This is a genomic window from Lichenibacterium minor (assembly GCF_004137685.1).
Classification (GTDB): Bacteria; Pseudomonadota; Alphaproteobacteria; order Rhizobiales; family Beijerinckiaceae; genus Lichenihabitans; species Lichenihabitans minor.
Genome location: NZ_QYBB01000014.1, coordinates 28143 through 51802, shown reverse-complemented (window position 1 = coordinate 51802; position 23660 = coordinate 28143). Strand labels below are relative to the sequence as shown.

Annotated in this window: 25 protein-coding genes and 1 tRNA gene; 24 read left to right on the top strand and 2 right to left on the bottom strand. The window is 68.7% G+C overall.

Annotated features, from left to right (window positions below; translation table 11 throughout):
• Positions 1–47: 47 nt before the first annotated feature.
• Positions 48–125 (top strand) — tRNA-Pro (locus tag D3273_RS13645).
• A gap of 511 nt (positions 126–636) precedes the next feature.
• Positions 637–885, top strand: a complete 249-nt coding sequence (locus D3273_RS13640) for a hypothetical protein (protein WP_129227438.1) — start codon at positions 637–639, stop codon at positions 883–885.
• 112 nt (positions 886–997) lie between these two features.
• Here D3273_RS13640 and D3273_RS13635 read toward each other — a convergent pair whose 3' ends face one another.
• On the bottom strand, positions 998–1408 hold the full coding sequence (locus D3273_RS13635; RefSeq protein WP_129227437.1) for a Ros/MucR family transcriptional regulator: 411 nt from the start codon (positions 1406–1408) through the stop codon (positions 998–1000).
• 154 nt (positions 1409–1562) lie between these two features.
• On the opposite strand from D3273_RS13635, the gene D3273_RS13630 reads away from it, so the two are divergent.
• On the top strand, positions 1563–2138 hold the full coding sequence (locus D3273_RS13630; protein WP_129227435.1) for a hypothetical protein: 576 nt from the start codon (positions 1563–1565) through the stop codon (positions 2136–2138).
• A gap of 171 nt (positions 2139–2309) precedes the next feature.
• Complete coding sequence (locus D3273_RS13625) at positions 2310–2597, top strand: hypothetical protein (protein ID WP_129227433.1); 288 nt, start codon at positions 2310–2312, stop codon at positions 2595–2597.
• A gap of 49 nt (positions 2598–2646) precedes the next feature.
• On the opposite strand, the gene D3273_RS13620 is transcribed toward D3273_RS13625, so the two are convergent.
• Positions 2647–3000 carry a hypothetical protein gene (locus D3273_RS13620; protein ID WP_129227431.1) on the bottom strand — a complete coding sequence of 118 codons (354 nt, stop codon included), beginning with the start codon at positions 2998–3000 and terminating at the stop codon, positions 2647–2649.
• 240 nt (positions 3001–3240) lie between these two features.
• On the opposite strand from D3273_RS13620, the gene D3273_RS13615 reads away from it, so the two are divergent.
• From D3273_RS13615 to D3273_RS13520, 20 genes are all read left to right on the top strand, one after another.
• Complete coding sequence (locus tag D3273_RS13615; protein ID WP_129227429.1) at positions 3241–3612, top strand: hypothetical protein; 372 nt, start codon at positions 3241–3243, stop codon at positions 3610–3612.
• A gap of 226 nt (positions 3613–3838) precedes the next feature.
• On the top strand, positions 3839–5014 hold the full coding sequence (locus tag D3273_RS13610) for an HPP family protein (protein WP_129227427.1): 1176 nt from the start codon (positions 3839–3841) through the stop codon (positions 5012–5014).
• A 214-nt stretch (positions 5015–5228) separates the two neighbouring features.
• On the top strand, positions 5229–5594 hold the full coding sequence (locus D3273_RS13605) for an NADH-quinone oxidoreductase subunit A (protein ID WP_129227425.1): 366 nt from the start codon (positions 5229–5231) through the stop codon (positions 5592–5594).
• A 32-nt stretch (positions 5595–5626) separates the two neighbouring features.
• The gene (locus D3273_RS13600; RefSeq protein WP_129227511.1) at positions 5627–6223 is read left to right on the top strand and encodes a NuoB/complex I 20 kDa subunit family protein; all 597 of its coding nucleotides are present in this window, start codon (positions 5627–5629) and stop codon (positions 6221–6223) included.
• A 59-nt stretch (positions 6224–6282) separates the two neighbouring features.
• A complete protein-coding gene (locus D3273_RS13595) occupies positions 6283–6927 on the top strand; it encodes an NADH-quinone oxidoreductase subunit C (RefSeq protein WP_129227423.1) in 645 nt (214 codons plus the stop codon).
• Positions 6924–8114: an NADH-quinone oxidoreductase subunit D gene (locus D3273_RS13590; RefSeq protein WP_129227421.1), complete on the top strand. Its 1191-nt coding sequence runs from the start codon at positions 6924–6926 to the stop codon at positions 8112–8114. Before D3273_RS13595 ends, D3273_RS13590 begins: the two co-directional genes overlap by 4 nt.
• Entirely contained in the window at positions 8114–8332 is a 219-nt protein-coding gene (locus D3273_RS13585) for a hypothetical protein (RefSeq protein ID WP_129227419.1), read from the top strand. The genes D3273_RS13590 and D3273_RS13585 overlap by 1 nt, the downstream gene beginning before the upstream one ends.
• Positions 8332–9375 carry an NADH-quinone oxidoreductase subunit NuoE gene (gene nuoE, locus D3273_RS13580; protein ID WP_207210777.1) on the top strand — a complete coding sequence of 348 codons (1044 nt, stop codon included), beginning with the start codon at positions 8332–8334 and terminating at the stop codon, positions 9373–9375. The genes D3273_RS13585 and nuoE overlap by 1 nt, the downstream gene beginning before the upstream one ends.
• A gap of 11 nt (positions 9376–9386) precedes the next feature.
• Entirely contained in the window at positions 9387–10688 is a 1302-nt protein-coding gene (gene nuoF / locus D3273_RS13575; RefSeq protein WP_129227417.1) for an NADH-quinone oxidoreductase subunit NuoF, read from the top strand.
• A gap of 223 nt (positions 10689–10911) precedes the next feature.
• Positions 10912–12975, top strand: a complete 2064-nt coding sequence (gene nuoG, locus D3273_RS13570; RefSeq protein ID WP_129227415.1) for an NADH-quinone oxidoreductase subunit NuoG — start codon at positions 10912–10914, stop codon at positions 12973–12975.
• Between the two features lie 3 nt (positions 12976–12978).
• Complete coding sequence (gene nuoH, locus D3273_RS13565) at positions 12979–14001, top strand: NADH-quinone oxidoreductase subunit NuoH (protein ID WP_129227413.1); 1023 nt, start codon at positions 12979–12981, stop codon at positions 13999–14001.
• A 37-nt stretch (positions 14002–14038) separates the two neighbouring features.
• The gene (nuoI, locus tag D3273_RS13560; RefSeq protein ID WP_129227411.1) at positions 14039–14527 is read left to right on the top strand and encodes an NADH-quinone oxidoreductase subunit NuoI; all 489 of its coding nucleotides are present in this window, start codon (positions 14039–14041) and stop codon (positions 14525–14527) included.
• A gap of 61 nt (positions 14528–14588) precedes the next feature.
• Positions 14589–15197 (top strand): NADH-quinone oxidoreductase subunit J, encoded by a 609-nt coding sequence (locus tag D3273_RS13555; protein WP_129227409.1) that lies wholly within the window; start codon positions 14589–14591, stop codon positions 15195–15197.
• Positions 15198–15330: 133 nt separating this feature from the next.
• Positions 15331–15639, top strand: a complete 309-nt coding sequence (nuoK, locus tag D3273_RS13550) for an NADH-quinone oxidoreductase subunit NuoK (protein WP_129227407.1) — start codon at positions 15331–15333, stop codon at positions 15637–15639.
• Positions 15640–15650: 11 nt separating this feature from the next.
• Positions 15651–17828, top strand: a complete 2178-nt coding sequence (nuoL, locus tag D3273_RS13545; protein WP_129227510.1) for an NADH-quinone oxidoreductase subunit L — start codon at positions 15651–15653, stop codon at positions 17826–17828.
• Positions 17828–19351 carry an NADH-quinone oxidoreductase subunit M gene (locus tag D3273_RS13540; protein WP_129227405.1) on the top strand — a complete coding sequence of 508 codons (1524 nt, stop codon included), beginning with the start codon at positions 17828–17830 and terminating at the stop codon, positions 19349–19351. Before nuoL ends, D3273_RS13540 begins: the two co-directional genes overlap by 1 nt.
• An 11-nt stretch (positions 19352–19362) precedes the next feature.
• Positions 19363–20796 carry an NADH-quinone oxidoreductase subunit NuoN gene (gene nuoN / locus D3273_RS13535; protein WP_129227403.1) on the top strand — a complete coding sequence of 478 codons (1434 nt, stop codon included), beginning with the start codon at positions 19363–19365 and terminating at the stop codon, positions 20794–20796.
• A gap of 3 nt (positions 20797–20799) precedes the next feature.
• On the top strand, positions 20800–21582 hold the full coding sequence (locus tag D3273_RS13530; protein WP_129227401.1) for a biotin--[acetyl-CoA-carboxylase] ligase: 783 nt from the start codon (positions 20800–20802) through the stop codon (positions 21580–21582).
• Positions 21583–21600: 18 nt separating this feature from the next.
• Positions 21601–23268: a ribonuclease J gene (locus D3273_RS13525; protein WP_129227399.1), complete on the top strand. Its 1668-nt coding sequence runs from the start codon at positions 21601–21603 to the stop codon at positions 23266–23268.
• 31 nt (positions 23269–23299) lie between these two features.
• Complete coding sequence (locus tag D3273_RS13520; protein ID WP_129227397.1) at positions 23300–23530, top strand: DUF1467 family protein; 231 nt, start codon at positions 23300–23302, stop codon at positions 23528–23530.
• Positions 23531–23660 lie beyond the last annotated feature (130 nt).

The window sequence follows — 23660 nt, the reverse complement described above, 5'->3', positions numbered from 1 at the left end:
GCAGGCTTCTTCCGAACGTCCTATACGGCCTTACCGCATCGCGGTGTCGGAGTGTAGCGCAGCCCGGTTAGCGCACTAGTCTGGGGGACTAGGGGTCGTAGGTTCGAATCCTATCACTCCGACCATTCATTCAGCCGTTTGTCGGCTTTCCCGTCAGCAGATATATTTGGTTTTCGGTTTTCGTTCCGAGGTTTGTTCCGGATCGATCGCTGTCGAGCATCCTGCGCGACGGCGGAGCGATGGCTTCCGAACGCCGCGATCTCCCGAGCCGGGACCTTCCGTCTTCCCCAACATCGTGACGGCCGTCCCGCTCGTGTCGCGGAAGCCGCGTCCTCCCATGGCCGGCCCGAATCGTCGACGACGTCGTTTCCGAGAAGGCGTCGAGCCTGTTGTCCTGTGCCGACGGGCCGGGGCAGGGACGCGGGTGCCGCCTTTGCCCATGCTTCAGCGTGAGATCGCCCGCCTCGCAGACGAGGGAGCCCGCTCGACTTGGCGGGCGGTCGGGGGCCGTCGGCGTCCTCGTCGCTCCTCGAAAGGACGGGTGAGACGATTCGCATAGAAATCGGGACGCTGAGGCATGGCGTCTTCTACCGGCGAAGGGCAGTTCTCCATCAGTCATGGCAGATGGAGGCGGCCTTGGAGCCTGTCGATTTTCACGCGAAGCGCAGCCAGCATCGTCGATCCGGCCGAGCCGCCAAGCAGCCGAGCGCCATCCAGGAGAAGCTAGCGAAAGTCCTCTACGATCACGACGCGATGCATGCGAGCGTGACGTGGCTTCCCTGGGAGCATGCGGTGCAGCCCAAGCGCCTACGCTATCTCGCCCGGGCGGCAGCCGTGCTGATGGCGCTCATGATCGGCGACGCATGTGAAAGGCGGGCCGGCTGACGGGACGCCCGGCCCAGTCTCCACCCGACCATTTCGGGATCGGCGCCCTCCCGCCGGGAGCGATGCGGGAGGGCTCGGACCGCGACCGGGCTCCGGGAGGGCCTTTGTGCTGTCAGCCGGTCTTTCGCATGCTGCCGAGCCCGATGCTCTTCGCCAGCTCAGACCGCTTCCGGGCGTAGACGGGGGCCACCATCGGGTAGTCGGGCGGCAAGCCCCACTTGGTCCGGTACTCGTCCGGCGTGAGGCCGCGGCCGGCGAGGTGGCGCTTCAGGCTCTGGTAGTGGCGTCCGTCCTCCAGGCTGACCAGGTAGTCGTCGGTCAGCGATTTCTTGATCGATACGGGCGGCACCAGTTTGGCGGGCTCGGGCGCCGCTTCGGGCGCATGCGCCAGGCGGGCCAGCGCGTCGTGCACCGTCGAGATCAGGTTCGGCACGTCGGACGCTTGAACGTGGTTGCGGGTCACGTAGGCGGCGACGACTTCGGCCGTCATCTCGGCGAGTGCGGTGGGATCGAGGTCGGACATCGGTTCTGTCTCCGAAAACTTCAGTTGGAACGAGGTGGAGCCGGGAGAGGACCCTCGCCCGGGGTGACGCTTTTTTAAGACATCGCTGGTGGCATTAACGTCTCCTTAACCACACTTGCACGATGGTTCAGTTGTGGCTTGCGAGGAGGTTACCGTGAACGAAGGTGGCACGACGCAGCGGGAAGCGCGGCAGGACAGCGGAGTTCTCGACCTCGCCAACTTGGCAGAAGTGGGGGAGTTCATGAGCCGTGTCTTCAGCAAGCCGGAAGCTCAAGATCGTTTCCCCGTGCAATCTGCAAACCTCCAGCGTCATCTGGAGGAAGCTGTAGAGCCTGAATGCGCGGAAGTCGATATGCTGCTGAGCAAGGCGGCTAAGGCGATCGAGTTCCTGTCCTCCCGGTGCCAGATCCTGGAGCATGAGCTTTCCGACCGGGCCGAGCAGCTGGTTGAACACGAGCGGGCGTCCACACAATGGATGCAGTTCTCGACGAGGCTGCAGGCGCAGGCGGCGGCAGATCAGAACAGGCTCGCCGAACTGGCCGCCCGGGCCGAGGCCGCCGAAGCGCGCGTGATGGCGTTGGAATCGGACGCGTCCGAAGCCAACGAGCGGTCCGTCGCCGCGGACGCGAGGTCGACGGTCCTGCATGGGAAGGTCCTGGCCGCGTTCGGCCGTAAATCCTCCATCCATTCGGTGCTGCAGGCGGTGTCGCTTCAGGAAGCGGCCGAGTAGAGACGCGGGCAGGTCGAACGGCCGGCGACGCCGGTCCCGTCGGCGCCCACGCGCCGCGACCAGCCGAACAGCGGGAGCCGCTCGCAGCCGGTCCGTCCGTACCGGAAACAGCTTCTATAGCGCGGCCGCGAGGCTTGCCGGGGCGCCGCGACAGGCGCAAACCTAGCCCGCATGCGCCTGATCCTCTGCTTCATCGCGGCCCTCGCGGCTGCCTCGCCCGCCTGCGCGGCGCCGTCGCTCGCCATCCCGCCCGAGCTTCGGCGATCGGCGATGCTGTGCCTCGGCGAGGCGCTTCGCCTGTGCCCCGACGCCCTCGCCGCCAAGGACCACGGCGTGTCCTGCATCCTGGGCAAGCGTCGCCTGCTCAGCGCCCCCTGCCGCAGCGTCTACGACCGCGGCGTGCGCCTGCTCGGAGGCGGGGACCTCCACCTTCGGCTGAGGCCGCCGAGGACGCCCTGATGCGCCGCACCGCCGTGTCGGCCGGGAACGGGCGGAGCCTGCCCGGCGGTCAGACCGGTTCGGGCGCTCCGTCGGGATCGGGGAAGCTCGCCGCGAAGGCGGGCCACCAGCTGCGGCGGGCCGCGAGGGCGAAGCGGGCCGCGTCGCCGTAGGTGGCGACCCCTCGCGCGGGCGCCGTCCCCCGGCCGCGCAGCAGGGCGCGCACCGTGTCCGGCGGGACGCGGCCGTCGTCGTCCAGCAGCGCCGTCGAGACGCGCTCGAACAACGCCATCAGATCGCCGGCCCGCGCCATGCCCCGGATGCCGCTGGCGCCGTCCCATCTCACCAGGGCGTCGAACGCGTCCCGGATGTCCTCCGGTTGGCCTCGGGCGAGATCGGCCTCGATGTCGTCGCGATCGAGCATGCTCCACCTCCTCGGGCCCGCGGTCGTCCGGTCGGGCGCGGCCCGCGCCATCCTGCCGAACCGCGCGCCGAGGCAAAGCGGATTTTCGCGGGCCGGTCCACGAGCGCCCGACAGGGACCGATCGGTCGGGGACCCCGTCGCCGCAGCGCGGCGAACGGGCCGGCGCCTTACACCCCTCGTTAACCATCCAAGGCCGAAAAACGCCGCTCCCAGGCAGGCCGGGGCAGGAGACAGCGCGACATGATGATGACCTTCGCCACCGAACTGGTCAGGTTCCACGATCAGGCCGCGGCGGACGACGAGACAGCGAAGCCGGCCAAGATCAAAGGGTTGCGGGCGAATACGGAAGCCTTGCGCGAAACCATGCTCGACAAGATCGAGCCGGACTGGAAGGTCGAGGAAGCGTTCGGCAAGCTGCAGGACGCAGCGGCCCTCTACAGCCGCACCGCGCCGTCCAACCCGGCGCAGCGGGAAACGCGCTTCGCCGCCTTCAACGCGGCGCTGGCGGCCTTCGCGGCGGCGCTCGACGGCGCGGAAGCCGACCGGTCCCAGCCCGCCGGGCAGGCCTTCTGCGCCGACCAGGTGCCCAACCCGCTCGCCGACCTGCTGTGACGCCGGCGCCGCCCGGCGGCGCCGTGCGGCACGGCCCGGGGACCGACGACGCTCCGCGCCCGGCCGCCCGCGACCCGTCGGCGGGGCCGCACGGCGGCCCGGAGCGGGACGCGCGTCCCGGGCCCGTCGCTTGACGCCGCTGGCCCGGCGCGGTTTCTCCGCCGGGACCGCATCGGCGAGGCCAGGGCATTCGGCGCCGGCCGCGACCGGGCCCACGAACGAGCCCATGCTCCCATCATTCTCCGCCTGGATGCCCCGCACGACGCCGATCAGCGCCAAGGAGCGGTTCCGGTCCGCGGTCGGCGCGCTCCTCGGCGTCCTGGCGACGGGGAGCCTGTGCCGGCTCGCCGTCGGCGACGGCGGGACGCTGCCGACCCTCATCGCCCCGATCGGGGCTTCCGCGGTCCTGCTCTTCGCCGTCCCGTCGAGCCCGCTGGCCCAGCCCTGGTCCATCCTCGGCGGCAACGTCGTGGCGGCTCTTGTCGGCGTCACCGCGGCGACGCTGGTGCCCGAGCCCCTCGTCGCGGCCGCGCTGGCGGTCGGTCTGGCGATCGGCCTCATGGCGAGCCTGCGCTGCATCCACCCGCCCAGCGGCGCGGTGGCGCTGACGGCGGTGCTCGGCGGCCCGGCGGTGCGCCACCTCGGCTACGGCTTCGTGCTGTGGCCCGTGGCGGCCAACAGCGTGCTGCTGCTGGCGGTGGCGCTGCTGTTCAACAACCTGCTCGGCCGCTCCTACCCGCACCGCACGATCGGCCCGGCGGCGGAGCGCGACGCGCGTCGCCCCGCGCCGGCGGCGGGCCTGGGCTTCAGCTCCGCCGACATCGACGCCGTGCTGGCCGAGAACGATCAACTGCTCGACGTCGACCGCCGAGACCTCGAAGCGATCCTCCGGCAGGCGGAGATCCGCTCCTACCGCCGCCGCGCCGGGCTGGCCACCTGCTCGGCCGTGATGCGGCGCGACGCCGTCGCTGTCGCACCCGGCGCCCCGATCGCCGAAGCCCTGCGGCTGATGCGCGACCGCGCCGCGGACGCGCTGCCGGTGACGGACGAGCGCGCGCGCGTGCTCGGCATGGTCACCCGGGCGGACCTGCTCGACAAGCCGGCGTGGGACCGGGCGGGCCCGCGGCTCGGCATCCTGCGCCGGCTGCGCCTGACGGTCGAGCGCGGGCGGGCGCCGCAGGGCAACGTCGAGGACATCATGACGGCGCCGGTCGCACGGCTGTTCCCCGAAGCCCCGCTCGCCGACGCCGTCCGGCTGATGGCGAGCACGGGCCTGCACAACCTGCCGGTGGTCGGTCCCGACGGCCGCCTCATCGGCCTCGTGTCGCAGCCGGACCTGCTCGTGGCGCTGCTGGCCGAGACCGCCGATTCGCGCCGCGCCGGCGGAGCCGGCGCGGCCTGATCGGCGCGTCCGCCGGCGGCCCGGCCCGCGCCGGCGATCATCCAGCGATGGAATGCCGCGCGACCCGCGACCCCTGTGGCGAACCCGCCCGCGTCGGGCTTTCGCCTTGCGCAGTGCAGTGCGGTACATTAGGTCTCCTCCAAGCTGGCCGGGGTCGAACAGGCCCCGGGCACGATGCTGTGAGGGTCCGGTTCGGCGGCCCCGTGGAGGCGCGATGCCGGGGCTTCTCGACCAATACCTGCCGCTGGTGATCTTCATCGCGGTGTCGGCGGTGATCGCCGGGGCGCTGCTCGTCGTCCCCTTCATCGTCGCGTTCCAGGCGCCCGATCCCGAGAAGCTGTCGGCCTACGAGTGCGGCTTCAACGCCTTCGACGACGCCCGCATGAAGTTCGACGTCCGGTTCTACCTGGTCGCTCTGCTTTTCATCATCTTCGACCTCGAAGTCGCCTTCCTGTTCCCCTGGGCGGTGGCGTTTCACGAGGTCGGGATCTTCGGCTTCTGGTCGATGATGCTGTTCCTCGGCGTGCTGACGATCGGCTTCATCTACGAATGGAACAAGGGCGCCCTCGAATGGGATTGATCCTCGACTCGAAACCCGAGAGCCGGCCCGGCATGGCGGACGCGGCCTCGACCGGCGGGACGCTGGTCACGGCGCAGCCGCCGAAGGGCGGCCAGCCCCTCATCGACCCGCGCACGGGCCGCGCCATCCAGAGCGACGACGCCTTCGTCGCCGGCATGAGCGACCAACTCGCCGACAAGGGCTTCATCCTCACCTCGACGGACGACGTCATCAACTGGGCCCGCACGGGCTCGCTGATGTGGATGACCTTCGGCCTCGCCTGCTGCGCGGTCGAGATGATGCAGTTCTCCATGCCGCGCTACGATTCCGAGCGGTTCGGATTCGCCCCGCGGGCGAGCCCGCGCCAATCCGACGTGATGATCGTCGCCGGCACGCTGACCAACAAGATGGCCCCGGCGCTGCGCAAGGTCTACGACCAGATGCCGGAGCCGCGCTACGTCATCTCCATGGGATCCTGCGCCAACGGCGGCGGCTATTATCATTACTCTTATTCGGTGGTGCGCGGCTGCGACCGCATCATCCCGGTCGACATCTACGTTCCGGGATGCCCCCCCACCGCCGAAGCGCTGCTCTACGGCTTCCTGATGCTGCAGCGCAAGATCCGTCGCACCGGCACGATCGAGCGCTGAGCCCCGGCCCCGCGCGACGCGCGGGGCTATTCCGACACGACGACCCGAGGTGCGACCCGATGAACGACAGCCGAACGCCGACGGACGAGGACCTCGGGGCCGCCATCGCGGCGTCCTTCGGCGGCGGCGCCGTCACGGTCGTGGTGGCCAACGACGAGCTGACCCTGCTCGCGCAGGCGTCCGACATCGTGCCGCTGGTGACCTTTCTGCGCGACGACGAGCGCTGTCGCTTCGTCGCCTTCGTCGACCTGTGCGGCGTGGACTATCCGACGCGCGCGTCGCGCTTCGACGTCGTCGTCCACCTGATGTCGCCCAAGCACAACCGGCGCGTCCGCGTGAAGGTGCAGGCGGACGAGGACACCGCCGTGCCGTCGCTCACCGGCGTGTTCCCTTCCGCCAACTGGTACGAGCGGGAAGCCTACGACCTTTACGGCATCCTGTTCACCGGCCACCCGGACCTGCGCCGGCTCCTCACCGACTACGGCTTCGAGGGCCATCCCCTGCGCAAGGACTTCCCCCAGACCGGCTTCGTCGAGTCCTGGTGGAACGACGCCGAGAAGCGCGTCGTCAACCAACCCGTGCGGCTGACGCAGGACTACCGCGACTGGGACTTCCTGTCCCCCTGGGAAGCGATGGACATCGCGTCCCTCCCCGGCGACGAGAAGGCCAAGCGCTTCGGCGCCGACGGCGAGAAAGCGTCATGAACGACCAGACGATCCGCAACTTCTCCATCAACTTCGGGCCGCAGCATCCTGCCGCCCACGGCGTGCTCCGCCTCGTGCTGGAGCTCGACGGCGAGGTGGTCGAGCGCGTCGACCCCCACATCGGCCTGCTGCACCGCGGCACCGAGAAGCTGATGGAGCAGCGCACTTACGTCCAGAACATCCCGTATTTCGATCGGCTCGACTACGTGTCGCCGATGAATCAGGAACATGGCTTCGTCCTGGCCATCGAGAAGCTGCTCAAGATCGAGGTGCCGCGCCGCGCCCAACTGATCCGCGTGCTCTACTGCGAGATCGGCCGCATCCTGTCCCACCTGCTCAACGTCACCACGCAGGCGCTCGACGTCGGCGCCCTGACGCCGCCGCTGTGGGGCTTCGAGGAGCGCGAGAAGCTGATGGGCTTCTACGAGCGGGCCTGCGGGGCGCGGCTCCACGCCAATTATTTCCGGCCGGGCGGCGTCCACGCCGACCTTCCGCCGGCGCTGATCGACGACATCGACGCCTTCTGCGACCCCTTCCTCAAGGTCGTCGACGACCTCGAAGCGCTGTTCATCGACAACCGCATCTTCAAGCAGCGCAACGTCGACATCGGCATCGTGACGCTCGACGAATGCTGGGCGTGGGGCTTCTCGGGCGTGATGGTGCGCGGCTCCGGCGCCGCCTGGGACCTGCGCCGCTCGCAGCCCTACGAGTGCTACGACGAGATGGAGTTCGAGATCCCCGTCGGGAAGCACGGCGACAACTACGATCGCCAGGTGATCCGCATGGAGGAGATGCGCCAGTCCGTCCGCATCATGCGGCAATGCTGCGCCAAGCTGCGGCAGCCGGACGGGCAGGGGCCCGTGACCACCCGCCAGGGCAAGGTTGCGCCGCCGCCGCGCGCCGAGATGAAGCGCTCGATGGAAGCGCTGATCCACCACTTCAAGCTTTACACCGAGGGCTTCCACGTGCCGGCGGGCGAAGTCTACGCCTGCGTCGAGGCGCCCAAGGGCGAGTTCGGCGTGTATCTGGTGTCGGACGGCAGCGACAAGCCGTACCGCTGCAAGATCCGCGCGCCCGGCTATGCCCACCTCCAGGCGATGGACTTCATGTGCCGCGAACACCTGCTCGCCGACGTGTCGGCCGTGCTGGGCTCGCTCGACATCGTGTTCGGCGAGGTCGACCGCTGATGCGGCGGCTCGTCGCCGGGGTTCTGTTGGCGTCCGCGGCGGCGTCCGCCGCCGCCGCCCAGGCGGCGACCTCGGTGGCGAAGCTGCTGTCCGACGGCTACGAGATCAAGACCGCCTTCGCCGACACGAGCGGCGGGGCCTACATCATCCTGCAGCGGGGCACCTCGGCCTATCTGTGCCACAGCGCGCCCCGTCAGACCTGCGAAAAGATGAACTGATGACCGTTCGGCGCCTCGCTGAAATCCAGCCCGACAGCTTCGACTTCACCCCCGAGAACCGGGCCTGGGTGGACCGCCAGATCCGGAAATACCCGGAAGGCCGCCAGGCTTCCGCCGTGATGGCGCTGCTGCGGCGCGCCCAGCAGCAGAACGAGGGTTGGGTGTCGAAGCCCGCCATCGAGCGCATCGCCGACATCCTCGGCATGCCGTACATCCGCGTGCTCGAGGTCGCGACCTTCTACACGATGTACAACCTGAAGCCCGTCGGGAAGCACTTCATCCAGTTCTGCGGCACGACGCCCTGCGTGCTGCGCGGCGCCAACGACATCAAGGCGGTGCTGGAGCGGCGCGTCGGCCCGATGGACGGCATCTCGGCCGACGGCAACTTCTCCTGGCTCGAGGTCGAGTGCCTGGGCGCCTGCTGCAACGCGCCGATGGTGCAGATCAACGACGACTACTACGAGGACCTGACTCCGGAAAACTTCGACAAGCTGTTGGACGACCTCGCCGCCGGCCGGCCCGTCCAGCGCGGGTCGCAGACCGGCCGCCGCACCTCCGAGCCCGCGGGCGGGCTCACGTCGCTGACGACGTGGTACGGCGCCGACGGGACGGAGGACCGGTTCGCGACCCTGCACGAGCAGGACAATGAGGCCGTGCTGACGGCGGCCGATCGCGACCCGGCCCTCACCGACGCGCTCGAAGCGCGCGACACGCAGTCCGAGCCGAACCACGGCCGTGCCGCGGCCGAGAAGGCGGGTCAGGACAGGACGCAGGCCGACATGGGGCACGGCGGCCTCGACGGTCAGCACGCGCCCGCCGGCGGCAACGCCCGCCCCGAAGGCTCCGTGGCCGATACCGGGACCCGCACGGACGACCCGGTGGGCACGAACCAGATCGAGTCCGGCGCCGTCCACGCGTCCGATCCCGCATCCGATTCCGACCGGCAGGAGCAGCCGCCGAAGCCGTCCGCCGAGGCCGACCGCGGCGAAACCGGCCCCGGTTCGCCGAAGGCCGGCCCCGACGCCGCCGACAAGACCGCCTGAGGAGAAGCGCCATGCTCGACGACAAGGACCGCATCTTCCTCAACCTCTACGGCATCGGGGATTGGCGCCTGGAAGGTGCGCGCAAGCGCGGCACCTGGGACGGCACCAAGGGGATGCTGGAGAAGGGCAAGGACTGGATCATCAACGAGATGAAGGCGTCGGGCCTGCGCGGGCGCGGCGGCGCCGGCTTCCCGACCGGCCTGAAGTGGTCCTTCATGCCCAAGCCTGACCCGGCGCGTCCGGCCTACCTCGTCATCAACGCCGACGAGTCGGAGCCCGGGACCTGCAAGGACCGGGAAATCATGCGCAACGATCCGCACATGCTGATCGAGGGTGCGATGATCGCCTCCTTCGCCATGCACGCCAACGCCTGCTACATCTACATCCGCGGCGAATACGTGCTCGAGGCCGACCGGCTCGACGCCGCCATCGACGAGGCCTACGAGGCCAACCTCGTCGGGCCCAACAACAGCCACGGCTACCCGTTCGACATCTACGTCCATCGCGGGGCCGGCGCCTACATCTGCGGGGAAGAGACCGCCCTGCTGGAGTCGCTCGAAGGCAAGAAGGGCATGCCGCGGCTGAAGCCGCCGTTTCCCGCCAACATGGGCCTCTACGGCTACCCGACGACGGTCAACAACGTCGAGTCCATCGCGGTGGCGCCCACCATCCTGCGCCGCGGCGGGGCCTGGTTCGCCGGCATCGGCCGCAAGAACAACACCGGCACCAAGCTGTTCTGCGTTTCGGGCAACGTCAACACGCCCTGCAACGTCGAGGAAGCGATGTCGGTGCCGTTCCGCGAGCTGATCGACCGCCATTGCGGCGGCATCCGCGGCGGGTGGGACAACCTCCTGGCGGTGATCCCGGGCGGCTCCTCGGTGCCCGTGGTGCCCGCACACGAGATCATCGACTGCCCGATGGACTTCGACGCGCTGCGCGACCTGAAGTCCGGCCTGGGCACCGCGGCCGTGATCGTCATGGACAAGTCGACCGACATCATCCGGGCCATCACCCGCATCTCGTATTTCTACAAGCACGAGAGCTGCGGCCAGTGCACGCCGTGCCGGGAAGGCACGGGCTGGCTGTGGCGCGTGATGACGCGCATGTCGGAAGGGCGCGCGCAGAAGCGCGAGATCGACGCGCTGCTGGAGGTGACGACGCAGCTCGAAGGCCATTCCATCTGCGCGCTCGGCGATGCGGCGGCCTGGCCCGTGCAGGGGCTGATCCGCCACTTCCGCCCCGAGATCGAGAAGCGCATCGACAGCTACATGGCCAACCCCCATCCAGAGCCGATCCGCATCGCGGCGGAATGAGGCGGCCGTCTCTTTGACGCATTGAGGCGCCGGGCGACCGGCGCCATTGAGAAGACGGGGGCGCCGGGCGACCGGCGCCATTGAGAAGACGGGGGCGCCGGGCGACCGGCGCCATCGATACCACGAAGGCGGGGGTGGGTGCCGCCGCGCGACGGAATGGGGTATCGATCCCCCGGGCCGTTTGGAATGATTCTCGCGAAGGCTCGGCCTTGAAGGGATACCGATGACCAAGATCGTCGTCGACGGACGGGAAGTCGACGTTCCCGCGGATTACACGCTGCTGCAGGCCTGCGAGGCCGCCGGCGCCGAGATTCCGCGCTTCTGCTTCCACGAGCGGCTGTCGATCGCCGGCAATTGCCGCATGTGCCTCGTCGAGCTGAAGGGGGCGCCGAAGCCGGTCGCGTCCTGCGCCTGGGGCGTGCGCGACTGCCGCCCCGGCCCGAACGGCGAACCCCCGCAGGTTTCCACCAAGTCGGCCGTGGTCAAGAAGGCCCGCCACGGCATCATGGAATTCCTGCTGATCAACCATCCGCTGGATTGCCCGATCTGCGACCAGGGCGGCGAATGCGACCTGCAGGACCAGGCGATGGCCTTCGGCGTCGCCGGCTCGCGCTTCCACGAGAACAAGCGCGCCGTCGAGGACAAGTACATCGGTCCGATCGTGCGGACGTCCATGAACCGCTGCATCCATTGCACGCGCTGCGTCCGCTTCACCTCCGAGGTGGCGGGCACGGGCGACATGGGCGCCATCGGCCGCGGCGAGGACATGGAGATCACGACCTACCTCGAATCCTCCATGGGATCCGAGCTCCAGGGCAACGTCGCCGACCTGTGCCCCGTCGGCGCCCTACTGCAGAAGCCGGCCGCCTTCAAGGCGCGCCCCTGGGAGATGAACAAGACCCAGGTAGTCGACGTGATGGACGCGCTCGGCTCCAACATCCGCGTCGACTCGCGCGGCCGCGAGGTGCTGCGGATCCTGCCCCGCATCAACGACGACGTGAACGAGGAGTGGATCTCCGACAAGACGCGGCACATCGTCGACGGCCTGAAGGCCCAGCGCCTCGACCGCCCCTACATCCGCCGCGACGGCCGCCTGACGCCGGCCAGCTGGGCCGAAGCCTTCGCGGCGATCGCCGCCAAGGTCGGGGCGACGGACCCGAAGCGCATGGGATTCATCGCCGGCGACCTCGTCAGCGCTGAGGACATGTTCGCCTTCAAGGCCCTGGCGGACCGTCTCGGCTCGCCCAACATCGACTGCCGGCAGGACGGCTCGCAGCTGCACCCGCGGCACGGCCGCGGCTCCTATCTGTTCAACGCCACGGTGGCGGGCATCGAGCGGGCGACGTCGCTGCTCATCGTCGGGTCGAACCCGCGCCGCGAAAGCCCGGTGCTCAACGCCCGCATCCGCAAGCGCTTCCTCAAGGGCGACTTCCCCATCCAGGTCATCGGCGAGCGCGCCGACCTGACCTACGACTACGACTACCTCGGTGCCGGCACCGACACGCTGAAGGACCTCGCCGCCACGGTCGAGAAGGCCGGCGAGCGGCCCATGGTCATCGTGGGGCAGGGGGCGCTGACGCGCCGCGACGGTGCGGCGGTCCTGGCCCTGGCGGCCAAGGTCGCCCAGGGCCTCGGCGCCGTGTCCGAAGGTTGGAACGGCTTCTCCGTGCTCCACACGGCGGCGTCGCGGGTCGCCGGCCTCGACCTCGGCCTGGTGCCGGGCGAGGGCGGCCTGGACGCGCTCGCCATGGCGGAGCCGGGCGCGCTTGATGTCGTCTACCTGCTGGGCGCCGACGAGGTGGCAATCGGGCCGGGCGCCTTCGTGGTGTACCAGGGCTCGCACGGCGATCGCGGCGCCCACCGCGCCGACGTCATCCTGCCGGGCGCCGCCTACACCGAGAAGGCGGGGCTCTACGTCAACACGGAAGGGCGCGTGCAGCAGTCGGACCGCGCCGTGTTCCCACCCGGCGAGGCCCGGGAAGACTGGGCGATCCTGCGCGCGCTGTCGGACCAGCTCGGCGCCCGGCTGCCCTTCGACAGCTACCGCGCGCTGAAGGCCGCGCTCCAGGCTGCCGTGCCGCATTTCGCCCGCGTCGAGCACGTCGTGCCGGCGACCGGCGACGCGCTGGGCGCCCTGGCGGCGGTCGGCGGCGAGGTGGAGCGCTCCGCCCTGCGCTCGCCCGTCGCGGACTTCTATCTCACCAACCCCATCGCGCGCTGCTCGGCCGTGATGGCGGAATGTTCCGTCCTGCTCGCGCAGGGCCACATGCAGCAGGCGGCGGAGTAGGCCATGACCGACGGCGCGTCCGTATCCCTCTGGCTGAAGCTGCTCGAAAGCGTCGTCTTCGCCGCCCTCGTGCTGATCTACGTCGCCTACATCCTCTACGCCGACCGCAAGATCTGGGCCGCGGTGCAGCTCCGCCGCGGGCCCAACGTCGTGGGTCCCTGGGGCCTGCTGCAGAGCTTCGCCGATTTCGCGAAGTTCGCCTTGAAGGAGCCCATCATCCCGGCGGGCGCCAACAAGGGCGTGTTCCTGCTGGCGCCCGTCGTCACCGGCACGCTGGCGATCTCGGCCTTCGCGGTGATCCCGGTCAACTTCGGTTGGGCGGTGGCGAACCTCAACGTCGGGGTCCTCTACCTGTTCGCCATCTCGTCGCTGGGCGTCTACGGCGTCATCATGGCGGGTTGGGCGTCGAACTCGAAGTACCCGTTCCTGTCGGCGCTGCGCTCCGCCGCCCAGATGGTGTCCTATGAGGTGTCGATCGGCTTCGTGCTGGTGACGGTGCTGCTCTGCGCGGGTTCGCTGAACCTCACCGACATCGTCATGGCGCAGGATTCGGGGCTCGGCCTCGTCGGCTGGTACTGGCTGCCGCTGCTGCCGATGTTCGTCATCTTCTTCATCTCGGCGCTGGCCGAGACGAACCGCTCCCCCTTCGACCTCGTCGAGGCCGAATCGGAGCTCGTCGCCGGCTTCATGACCGAATATTCGGCGACGCCCTACGTGCTCTTCATGCTCGGGGAATACGTGGCCATCGTGTCCATGTGCGCGATCATGTCGATCCTGTTCCTCGGCGGCTGGCTGTCCCCCATCCCCTTCGCGCCCTTCACCTGGGTGCCGGGCGTGATCTGGTTCGTGCTCAAGACCAGCTTCATGTTCTTCCTCATCGCCATGGTGAAGGCCTTCGTGCCGCGCTACCGCTACGACCAGCTGATGCGCCTGGGCTGGAAGGTCTTCCTGCCGATCTCGCTCGTCTACGTCGTGATCGTCGCCGGCTTCCTCGAGATCACCGGCATGGGCGGCCACCTCCATTGAGCCCCGCCCGACCCGCGCCCTCCCGCATAGGTGTCCCATGAGGCTCGACCTCGCCGCCAAGCAGCTGTTCCTGTCGGAGTTCATCGGCGCCTTCGCGCTGTCGATGCGCTACTTCTTCAAGCCGAAGCCGACGCTGAACTACCCGCACGAGAAGAACCCGCAGAGCCCCCGCTTCCGCGGCGAGCATGTGCTGAGGCGCTACCCCAACGGCGAAGAGCGCTGCATCGCCTGCAAGCTGTGCGAGGCGATCTGCCCCGCCCAGGCCATCACCATCGAGGCGGGGCCGCGCCGCAACGACGGCACGCGCCGCACCACCCGCTACGACATTGACATGGTGAAGTGCATCTACTGCGGCCTGTGCCAGGAAGCCTGCCCGGTGGATGCCATCGTGGAAGGGCCCAACATGGAGTTCGCGGTGGAGACGCGCGAGGAACTCCTCTATGACAAGGCCAAGCTGCTCGCCAACGGCGACCGTTGGGAGCGCGAGATCCAGCGCAACCTCAAGGCGGATGCGCCCTACCGTTGAGCGGTGACGCCCGCCACGCCGCCCCCCGGGGCGGCGCGGCCGGCGCGGAGATTTGAGCAGCATGGTCGCGACCGTCTTTCTTTTCTACGTCTTCTCCTTCGTGGCGATCGCCTCGGCCTTCATGGTCATCGCGGCCCGCAACCCCGTCCATTCCGTGCTGTTCCTGATCCTGGCCTTCGTCAACGCGGCCGGGCTCTTCATGCTGCTCGGGGCCGAGTTCCTGGCGATGATCCTCGTGGTCGTCTACGTCGGCGCGGTGGCGGTGCTGTTCCTCTTCGTCGTCATGATGCTGGACGTGGACTTCACGGTCCTGAAGCAGGGCTTCCTGCAATACCTGCCGCTCGGCGCCACGGTGGGCGCCATCGTGCTGATCGAGCTGATCCTGGTGGTCGGCGGCTGGACGATCGAGCCCGCGACCGTGACGCCGCGCGCGGCGCCGATCGCGTCGAACATCACCAACACGGCGGCGCTGGGGCGCATCCTCTACACGCAATACGTCTACTTCTTCCAGGCGGCGGGCTTCATCCTGCTGACCGCGATGATCGGCTCGATCGTCCTGACGCTCCGCTCGCGCCGCGGCGTGAAGCGGCAGAGCATCGATGCCCAGAACCTTCGCGACCGCAAGGTCGCCGTGCAGCTCCGCAAGGTGCCGTCGCGCGCCGGCCTGTGAGCCCGGGCGGCCGGCGCGTCTGGCGCGCCGGCCGCTATCCCTTTAAGACCATCACACGCGATTCGTCGGGCCCCAGGGCCGGGCGGGCGCGTTTGGCGCGCCGGCCGAACGGGCCGGGCGCCGGGAGAAGTCCATGGCTGTCGGCCTGACCCATTACCTGATCGTCGCGGCGATCCTGTTCACCCTCGGGGTGGCGGGCATCATCCTCAACCGCAAGAACATCATCGTCATCCTGATGTCGGTCGAGCTCATCCTGCTCGCGGTGAACGTCAACCTGGTGGCCTTCTCGGCCTTCCTGGGCGACCTCACCGGCCAGGTCTTCGCCCTGCTGGTCCTGACCGTGGCGGCCGCGGAATCCGCCATCGGCCTCGCCATCCTGGTGGTGTTCTACCGGAACAAGGGGACCATCTCGGTCGAAGACATCAACATGATGAAGGGCTGAGCGTCCCCATGATGTACGACCTCATCGTCTTCCTGCCGCTGCTCGGCGCCCTGATCGCGGGGCTCTTCGGCCGGCAGATCGGCCACCGCAATTCCGAGTACGTCACCACGACGCTGCTCAGCATCTCCTGCGCGCTGGCGTGGATCGGCTTCTTCCGCGTCGGCCTCGGCCACGGCGAGGAACACAAGTTCATCCTCGTGCCCGTCGCCAACTGGTTCTCCGTCGGCGAGCTCCAGGTGGACTGGTCGCTCCGCATCGACACGCTGACCTCGGTCATGCTCATCGTCGTGACGACGGTGTCGACCATCGTGCACAGCTATTCCTTCGGGTACATGCACGACGACCCGCATCGGTCGCGCTTCTTCAGCTACCTGTCGCTGTTCACCTTCGCCATGCTGATGCTGGTGACGTCGGACAATCTCGTGCAGATGTTCTTCGGCTGGGAAGGCGTCGGCCTCGCCTCCTACCTGCTGATCGGCTTCTGGTACCAGCGCCCCACCGCCAACGCCGCCGCCATCAAGGCCTTCGTGGTCAACCGCGTCGGCGACTTCGGCTTCTCGCTCGGCATCTTCCTCGTCTTCGCCCTGACGCATTCGGTGTCGTTCGAGGCGGTCTTCGCCGCCATGCCGGCCGTCGTCGGCCACACCTACCATGCGTTCGGGCTCGACGCCGATGCCGTGACGCTGGCCTGCCTGCTGCTGTTCATGGGCGCGATGGGCAAGTCGGCGCAGTTCCTGCTGCACACCTGGCTGCCCGACGCCATGGAAGGGCCGACGCCCGTGTCGGCGCTGATCCACGCCGCCACCATGGTGACGGCCGGCGTCTTCATGGTGGCCCGCCTGTCGCCCATCTTCGAGCTGTCTCCCGCCGCGGAAACCTTCGTCATCGTCATCGGCGGCACGACCTGCTTCTTCGCCGCCACGATCGGCCTCGTGCAGAACGACATCAAGCGCGTCATCGCCTATTCGACCTGCTCGCAGCTGGGCTACATGTTCGTGGCGCTCGGCTGCGGCGGCTACGCGGTGGGCATCTTCCACCTCTTCACCCACGCGTTCTTCAAGGCCCTGCTGTTCCTCGGCGCCGGCTCCGTCATCCATGCGGTCGGCGGCGAACAGGACATGCGCAAGATGGGCGGCCTGCGCACCAAGATCCCCTACACCTACTGGTTCATGGTGATCGGCTCGCTGGCCCTCGTCGGCTTCCCGTTCACGGCGGGCTATTATTCCAAGGACGCCATCATTGAGGTCGCCTACGCGTCGAGCCGCGGGGGCGCCGCCTATGGCTGGCTCACCACCACGATCGCGGCGGGCCTGACCTCGTTCTACTCGTTCCGCCTGCTGTTCATGACCTTCTACGGCGAGTCCCGCGCAGTGGCGGCTCACGAGGAAACCAACCACAACACCCACCACGAGCCCTCGGCCTCTCACGGGGCGGGTAGCCAGCATCCGGGCCACGAGGAAGAGACGGTTTCGGCCGACGTGCATACGGCCGGTTCCGCCGCCGCCCGTGGCCACCACGGCGACGACCATGCGGCGGGCAACCTGAACGACGGCGCGGCGGCTTCGGCCCACGACGCCCACGGCCATGACGCCCATGGCCACGGCGCGCACGGCCACGGCGGCGAGCCGCACGAGTCGCCGCCCATCATGCTCGGGCCGCTGGTGCCGCTCGCCTTCGGCGCCATCTTCGCGGGCCTGCTGTTCCACCACCTGTTCATCGGCAGCGGGATGGAGTCCTTCTGGGGCGAGTCGCTGTTCTACGGCGCCGCCAACCACGTCATCGAGGACCGCGAGAACGACCCCTGGTTCGTCGGCCAGCTGCCGCTGCTGATGCTGATCGCGGGCTTCGTCGTCGCCTACTATCTCTACATCGCCCGCCCGGGAACGGCGGAGCGCTGGGCCGAGGCCAACCGGCCGCTCTACAGGTTCCTGCTCAACAAGTGGTACTTCGACGAGCTCTACGACCTGGTCTTCGTCCGCCCCGCCTTCTGGCTCGGACGGCTGTTCTGGCACGGCGGCGACGAGGCGATCATCAATCGCTTCGGGCCCGACGGTGTGGCGAGTTCCGTCCTGGTGACCACTGACCGCGTGGTGAAGTTACAGTCGGGCTACGTGTATCAGTACGCCTTCGTCATGATGATGGGGATCGCCGTCATCATCACCTACTTCCTCGTGTGGGGCGCTCGCTGATGTTCGGCTTCGGGATCCTGTCGGGCCTCATCGCCATACCGCTGCTCGGCGTCCTCTTCATCCTGGTGCTGCAGGGCGACGACGAGGCCACGCTGGACAACGCCCGCTGGGCGGCGCTGATCGCCAGCGTCGTCACCTTCGTGCTGTCGCTCGTGGCCTGGGGGCGCTTCGACGTCGGCACGGCGGACTTCCAGCTGCTGGAAAGCCGCGCCTGGCTCGGCGGCGGCCTCGGCTACAAGCTCGGCGTCGACGGCGCTTCCATGCCGTTCATCCTGCTCACCACCTTCCTCATGCCGTTCTGCCTCGCTTCCGCGTGGCGGGCGATCCACACGCGGGTGAAGGAGTTCCTCATCTGCTTCCTGGTGCTGGAAGCGGCCCTCATCGGCATCTTCTCCGCGCTCGACGTGGTTCTGTTCTACCTGTTCTTCGAGGGCAGCCTCATCCCGATGTTCCTCATCATCGGCATCTGGGGCGGGCAGCGGCGCATCTACGCGTCGATGAAGTTCTTCCTCTACACGCTGCTCGGCTCGCTGCTGATGCTGCTCGCCATCATGAAGATGTACGGCGTGGCGGGCACGACCGACATCCCGACGCTGCTCCACACCCGTTTCCCGGTGTCGATGCAATATTGGCTGTGGCTGGCCTTCTTCGCCTCCTTCGCGGTGAAGATGCCGATGTGGCCGGTCCACACCTGGCTGCCGGATGCCCACGTCGAGGCGCCCACCGCAGGCTCCGTCGTGCTGGCCGGCATCCTGCTGAAGCTCGGGGGTTACGGGTTCATCCGCTTCTCACTGCCGATGTTCCCGGAAGCGTCGCATTACTTCGCGCCGCTGGTGTTCGCCCTGTCGGTCATCGCCATCGTCTACACGTCGCTGGTGGCGCTCGTGCAGACCGACATGAAGAAGCTGATCGCCTATTCGTCGGTGGCCCACATGGGCTTCGTCACCATGGGGCTCTTCACCCTCACGGTTCAGGGGATCCAGGGTGCCATCTTCCTGATGATCAGCCATGGGCTGGTGTCGGGTGCGCTCTTCCTCTGCGTGGGGGTGGTCTACGACCGCATGCACACCCGCGAGATCGCCGCCTACGGCGGCCTCGTCGAGCGCATGCCGAAATACGCCGCGGTGATGCTGTTCTTCACCATGGCCAACATCGGCCTGCCGGGCACGTCGGGCTTCGTCGGCGAGTTCCTCACCATGCTGGCGGCTTTCCAGGTCAACACCTGGGTGGCGCTGCTCGCCACGCTCGGGACCATCCTGTCGGCCGCCTACGCGCTGTACCTGTACCGCCGCGTGGTGTTCGGCATGCTCGAGAAGGCTTCGCTGCGCTCCATCCTGGACCTCAACGCGCGCGAGATCGCCATCCTGGCCCCGCTGGTGATCCTGACGCTGTATTACGGCGTCCACCCGCAGCCGATCCTCGATGCCTCGCAGGCGACCGTGGACGGCATGATGAAGACCCTCACGGCCGCGGCGCCCCACGCCGCGACCCTCAAGGCCGCTTCGGCGGCCGTGGCTCCCTGAGACGAAGCGTCATGCCGGTCGACTATTCCATCTCGCTGATCCTGCCCGAGATCATCCTCGGGTTCGGGGCCCTGGCGCTCCTGATGGTCGGTGCCTTCCGGGGCGAGAAGTCCGCCGGGCTCGTCACCGGGCTCGCCGTGGCCGTCATCGCCTTCGCGCTGCTCGGCGTCTGCTTCGCCCACCATGGCGACACGCTGTTCGGCTACGACGGCGCGGTTATCCAGGACAATTTCGGGCGGTTCATGTCGGCCCTCGCGCTGATCGGCTCGCTGGGAACGCTGGTGATGGCCATCCCCTTCCTGAAGCGGGAAGGCATCCACAAGTTCGAGTTCCCCATCCTCATCCTGCTGTCCACCATGGGCATGCTGGTGCTGATCTCGGCCGGCAACCTGATCACGCTGTATCTCGGCTTCGAGATGATGAGCCTCGCCCTCTACGTCATCGCGGCCTTCCACCGCGACGACGTGCGCGCGTCCGAGGCGGGCCTGAAGTATTTCGTGCTCGGCGCCCTGTCGTCGGGCCTGCTGCTCTACGGCGCGTCGCTGATCTACGGCTTCGCCGGCACGGTGGCGTTCCGCGGCATCGCCAACGCGCTGGTCGGCCACCAGGGCATCGGCGTCATCTTCGGCCTGGTGTTCCTCACGGCCGGCCTCGCCTTCAAGATGTCGACGGTGCCGTTCCACATGTGGACGCCGGACGTCTACGAGGGAGCGCCGACTCCCGTCACCGCCTTCTTCGCCACCGCGCCCAAGATGGCGGCCGTGGCGATCGCGGTGCGGGTCATCATCACGGCCTTCCCGGGCATCCAGCTCGAATGGCAGCAGATCATCATCTTCATCTCGATCTGCTCCATGCTGCTCGGCTCCTTCGCGGCGATCGGGCAGACGAACTTCAAGCGCCTGATGGCCTATTCGGCCATCGGCAACATGGGCTTCGCCCTCACCGGCCTTGCCGCCGGCACCGAGGGCGGCGTCTACGGCGTGCTGATCTACATGTCGGCCTACCTCGTCATGACGCTCGGCGTCTTCGCCGCCATGCTGTCGATGCAGCGCGACGGCCGCGCGATCGAGACGGTGGCCGACCTGTCCGGCCTCGGGCAGACCAACCCCGTCATGGCCTTCTTCCTCGCCATGATCATGTTCTCGCTGGCCGGCGTGCCGCCGCTCGCGGGCTTCTTCGCCAAGTTCTACGTGTTCCAGGCCGCCATCCAGGCGAACCTCTACACACTGGCTGTCGTCGGCGTGCTGGCTTCCGTGGTGGCCGCCTACTACTACCTGCGCATCGTCAAGATGATGTATTTCGATCCCTCGGCCCAGGTCTTCGACCGGCAGGGCCCGGCGGTCCGCGCCGTTCTGGCCATCTCGGGCCTGGTGATGCTGTTCTTCTGGGTCTATCCGGCTCCGGTCGTCGGCGCCGCCACCGCGGCCGCGCATTCCCTGTTCTGAACGGTGCTGCATCCGGCCGCGCGCGAGCGCGGGTACCGCCTCCACCACCACGCCAGCATCGGCTCCACCAACGAGGAGGCGCTGGAGCGGGGCCGGGCCGGCGATCCCGGGCGGCTCTGGGTGCTGGCCGACCGGCAGACGGCCGGCCGAGGCCGCATCGGCCGTGCCTGGGACTCGCCGGCCGGCAATCATCACGCTTCGCTGCTGCTCGTCGACCCGTGCCCGCAGAGGTTGGCGCCGCAGCTCGCCTTCGTGGCGGGCGTGGCGGTGGTGAAGGCGCTGGTTGCTGTGGCCGGCGAGGGCATGGGCATCGCCCTGAAATGGCCCAACGACGTGCTCTGCGGCGGTGCGAAGCTCGCCGGGCTCCTGGTGGAAGGCACGTCGGGCGGGCGAAGCGCGCATTCGTCCGGCTTTTCGGCCGTCCTCGGCTTCGGGGTCAATTGCGCGTCGCACCCGACGCACCTAAGTTACCCGACGACGCATCTCGGCCTGCTGGCCGGGGAGGCCGGCACGCGCGACGCCCTGTTCGCGGCGCTGTCGGCTTCGGCCATCGATGCCCTGGACCTTTGGGACCGGGGCCGGAATTTCGCCGGCATCCGCCGGGCGTGGCTCGACCACGCGCTCCCGCCGGGCACCCCGCTCGCGGTGGCGCGGCCGGACGCCACGCATGTGGGGACCTTCAAGACCGTCGACGACGACGGCAGGCTGATTCTCGAGACGGGTTCGGGTTGTTTGACCGTGGAAGCGGGCGATGTGTTTTTGGCGGATATGACCGCCGCATCGTAATGGGAACGAAGGTGAACAATGGACGGCGGCGAAGAACTGGTCTTCTGCGCGCTCGGTGGCTTGGGCGAAATCGGCATGAACGCCGCGCTCTACGGCTTCGGGCCGCCCGCGAGACGCAAATACATCATGATCGACCTGGGGCTGTCCTTCGCTGGACCTGACCTCCCGGGGATCGACCTACTCCTGCCCGACCTCACCTTCGTGGAGTCGATCCGCAAGGACCTGCTGGGCCTGATCATCACCCACGCGCACGAGGACCACATCGGCGCCGTGGCCGACCAGTGGCCGCGGCTGGGGTGCCGGGTCTTCGCGACGCGCTTCGCCGCGGGCCTGCTCAACGCCAAGCACGCCAACGACATGAGCCTGTCGAAGCTCGAAATCGAGACCGTGCAGATCGGCGGCCGCATCAAGCTTGGGCCGTTCGAGATCGAGTTCGTGCCGGTGGCCCACTCGATCCCCGAATCCTGCGCGCTGGCCATCCGCACGCCGCTCGGCACCGTGGTGCATTCCGGCGACTGGAAGATCGACCCGACCCCCACCATGGGGCCCCCGACCGACGCCGAACGCCTCACCGCCATCGGCGACGAGGGGGTGCTGGCGCTGGTCTGCGACTCGACCAACATCATGCGCGAGGGCGAGAGCCCGTCCGAGAAGGAAGTGGCGGAAAACCTCCTCCAGCTCATCGCCGACGCGCCGGGCCGGGTGGTCGTCACCACCTTCGCGTCCAACGTCAGCCGGCTCCGCGCCGTGGCGGACGCCGCCCAGGCGACGGGGCGCAGCGTCGTCATCGGCGGCCGCGCCATGGAGCGCACCATCGGCGTCGCGCGCGAATGCGGCTACCTCGACGGCGTGCCCCCCTTCTTCTCGACCGAGCGCTATTCTCAGCTCGACCGCAAGAACACCGTGCTGCTCGCCACCGGCAGCCAGGGCGAGCCCCGCGCCGCCCTGGCCCGCATGGCGCAGGACGATTACGGCGACGTCCGCCTGGCGGCGGGCGACCGCGTGATCTTCTCGTCGCGCACCATCCCGGGCAACGAGCGCGAGGTCGGCAAGATCATCAACGGGCTCGTGGCCCAGGGCGTCGAGGTCATCACCGACCGGACCCACATGGTCCACGTGTCGGGACATCCGCGCCGCGCCGAGGTCGCCAAGTTCTACGGCTGGGTCCGGCCCCAGATCGCCGTTCCGGCCCACGGCGAGCCGCTGCACCTCGCCGAACACGCCGCCTTCGCCAAGTCGCTCGGCGTTCCCGAAGTCGTGAAGGCCCGCAACGGCGACATGGTGGTGCTGGCGCCCGGCCAGCCCGGCATCGCCGACCAGGTGAAGCACGGCCAGCTCGCCAAGGACGGTCACGTCGTGGTGGCGGCGAACGATCCCGCCATCGCGGCGCGCACCAAGCTGGCCTTCGCGGGCGTGATCTCGATCGCGGTGTGCTTCAACGCGCGCGGCGAGGTGCAGGGCGACCCGGACGTGCTGATGAGCGGCCTGCCGGGCCGCACGCGCGACGGCAAGGGCATGGACGTCGTGGTCGACGAGGCGATCTTCAACACGATCGACAACCTCGGCCGCGGCAAGCGGCGCGACCCCGACGCCGCCGCCAACGCCATCGAGCGTTCGGTGCGGGGCGCGGTCGGCCATGCCTGGGGCAAGAAGCCCCTCGTCCACGTCCTGATCGTCGAGGCGTGACGATGTCGTCGGCGCGTGGGATGGGCTGAGCATGCCGATCCCCGTGCCGATGGCGGTCGCGATCTACTTCACCACCTGGTGGATCGTGCTCTTCGCGGTGCTGCCGTTCGGGGTGCGGTCGCAGGAGGAGTCGCGCGAGGTCGTGCCCGGCACCGACCCCGGCGCGCCGATGCTGCCGCGTCTCGCCGTCAAGGCGCTGTGGACGACGGGCCTGTCGGCCCTCGTGTTCCTGCTGATCCTGGCGATGTTCGCCTATCTGTGACCGCGGCCCGGGAGGATGGCGCATCCGCCGCCCCCGCGGGCTCTGCCGCCCCGTCAGGCGCCGTCCCGAGCCCGACTCCGGCGGCGAAGCTTGGATCGTCCGCCTGGGACGACGTCGCGGGATTCTACGT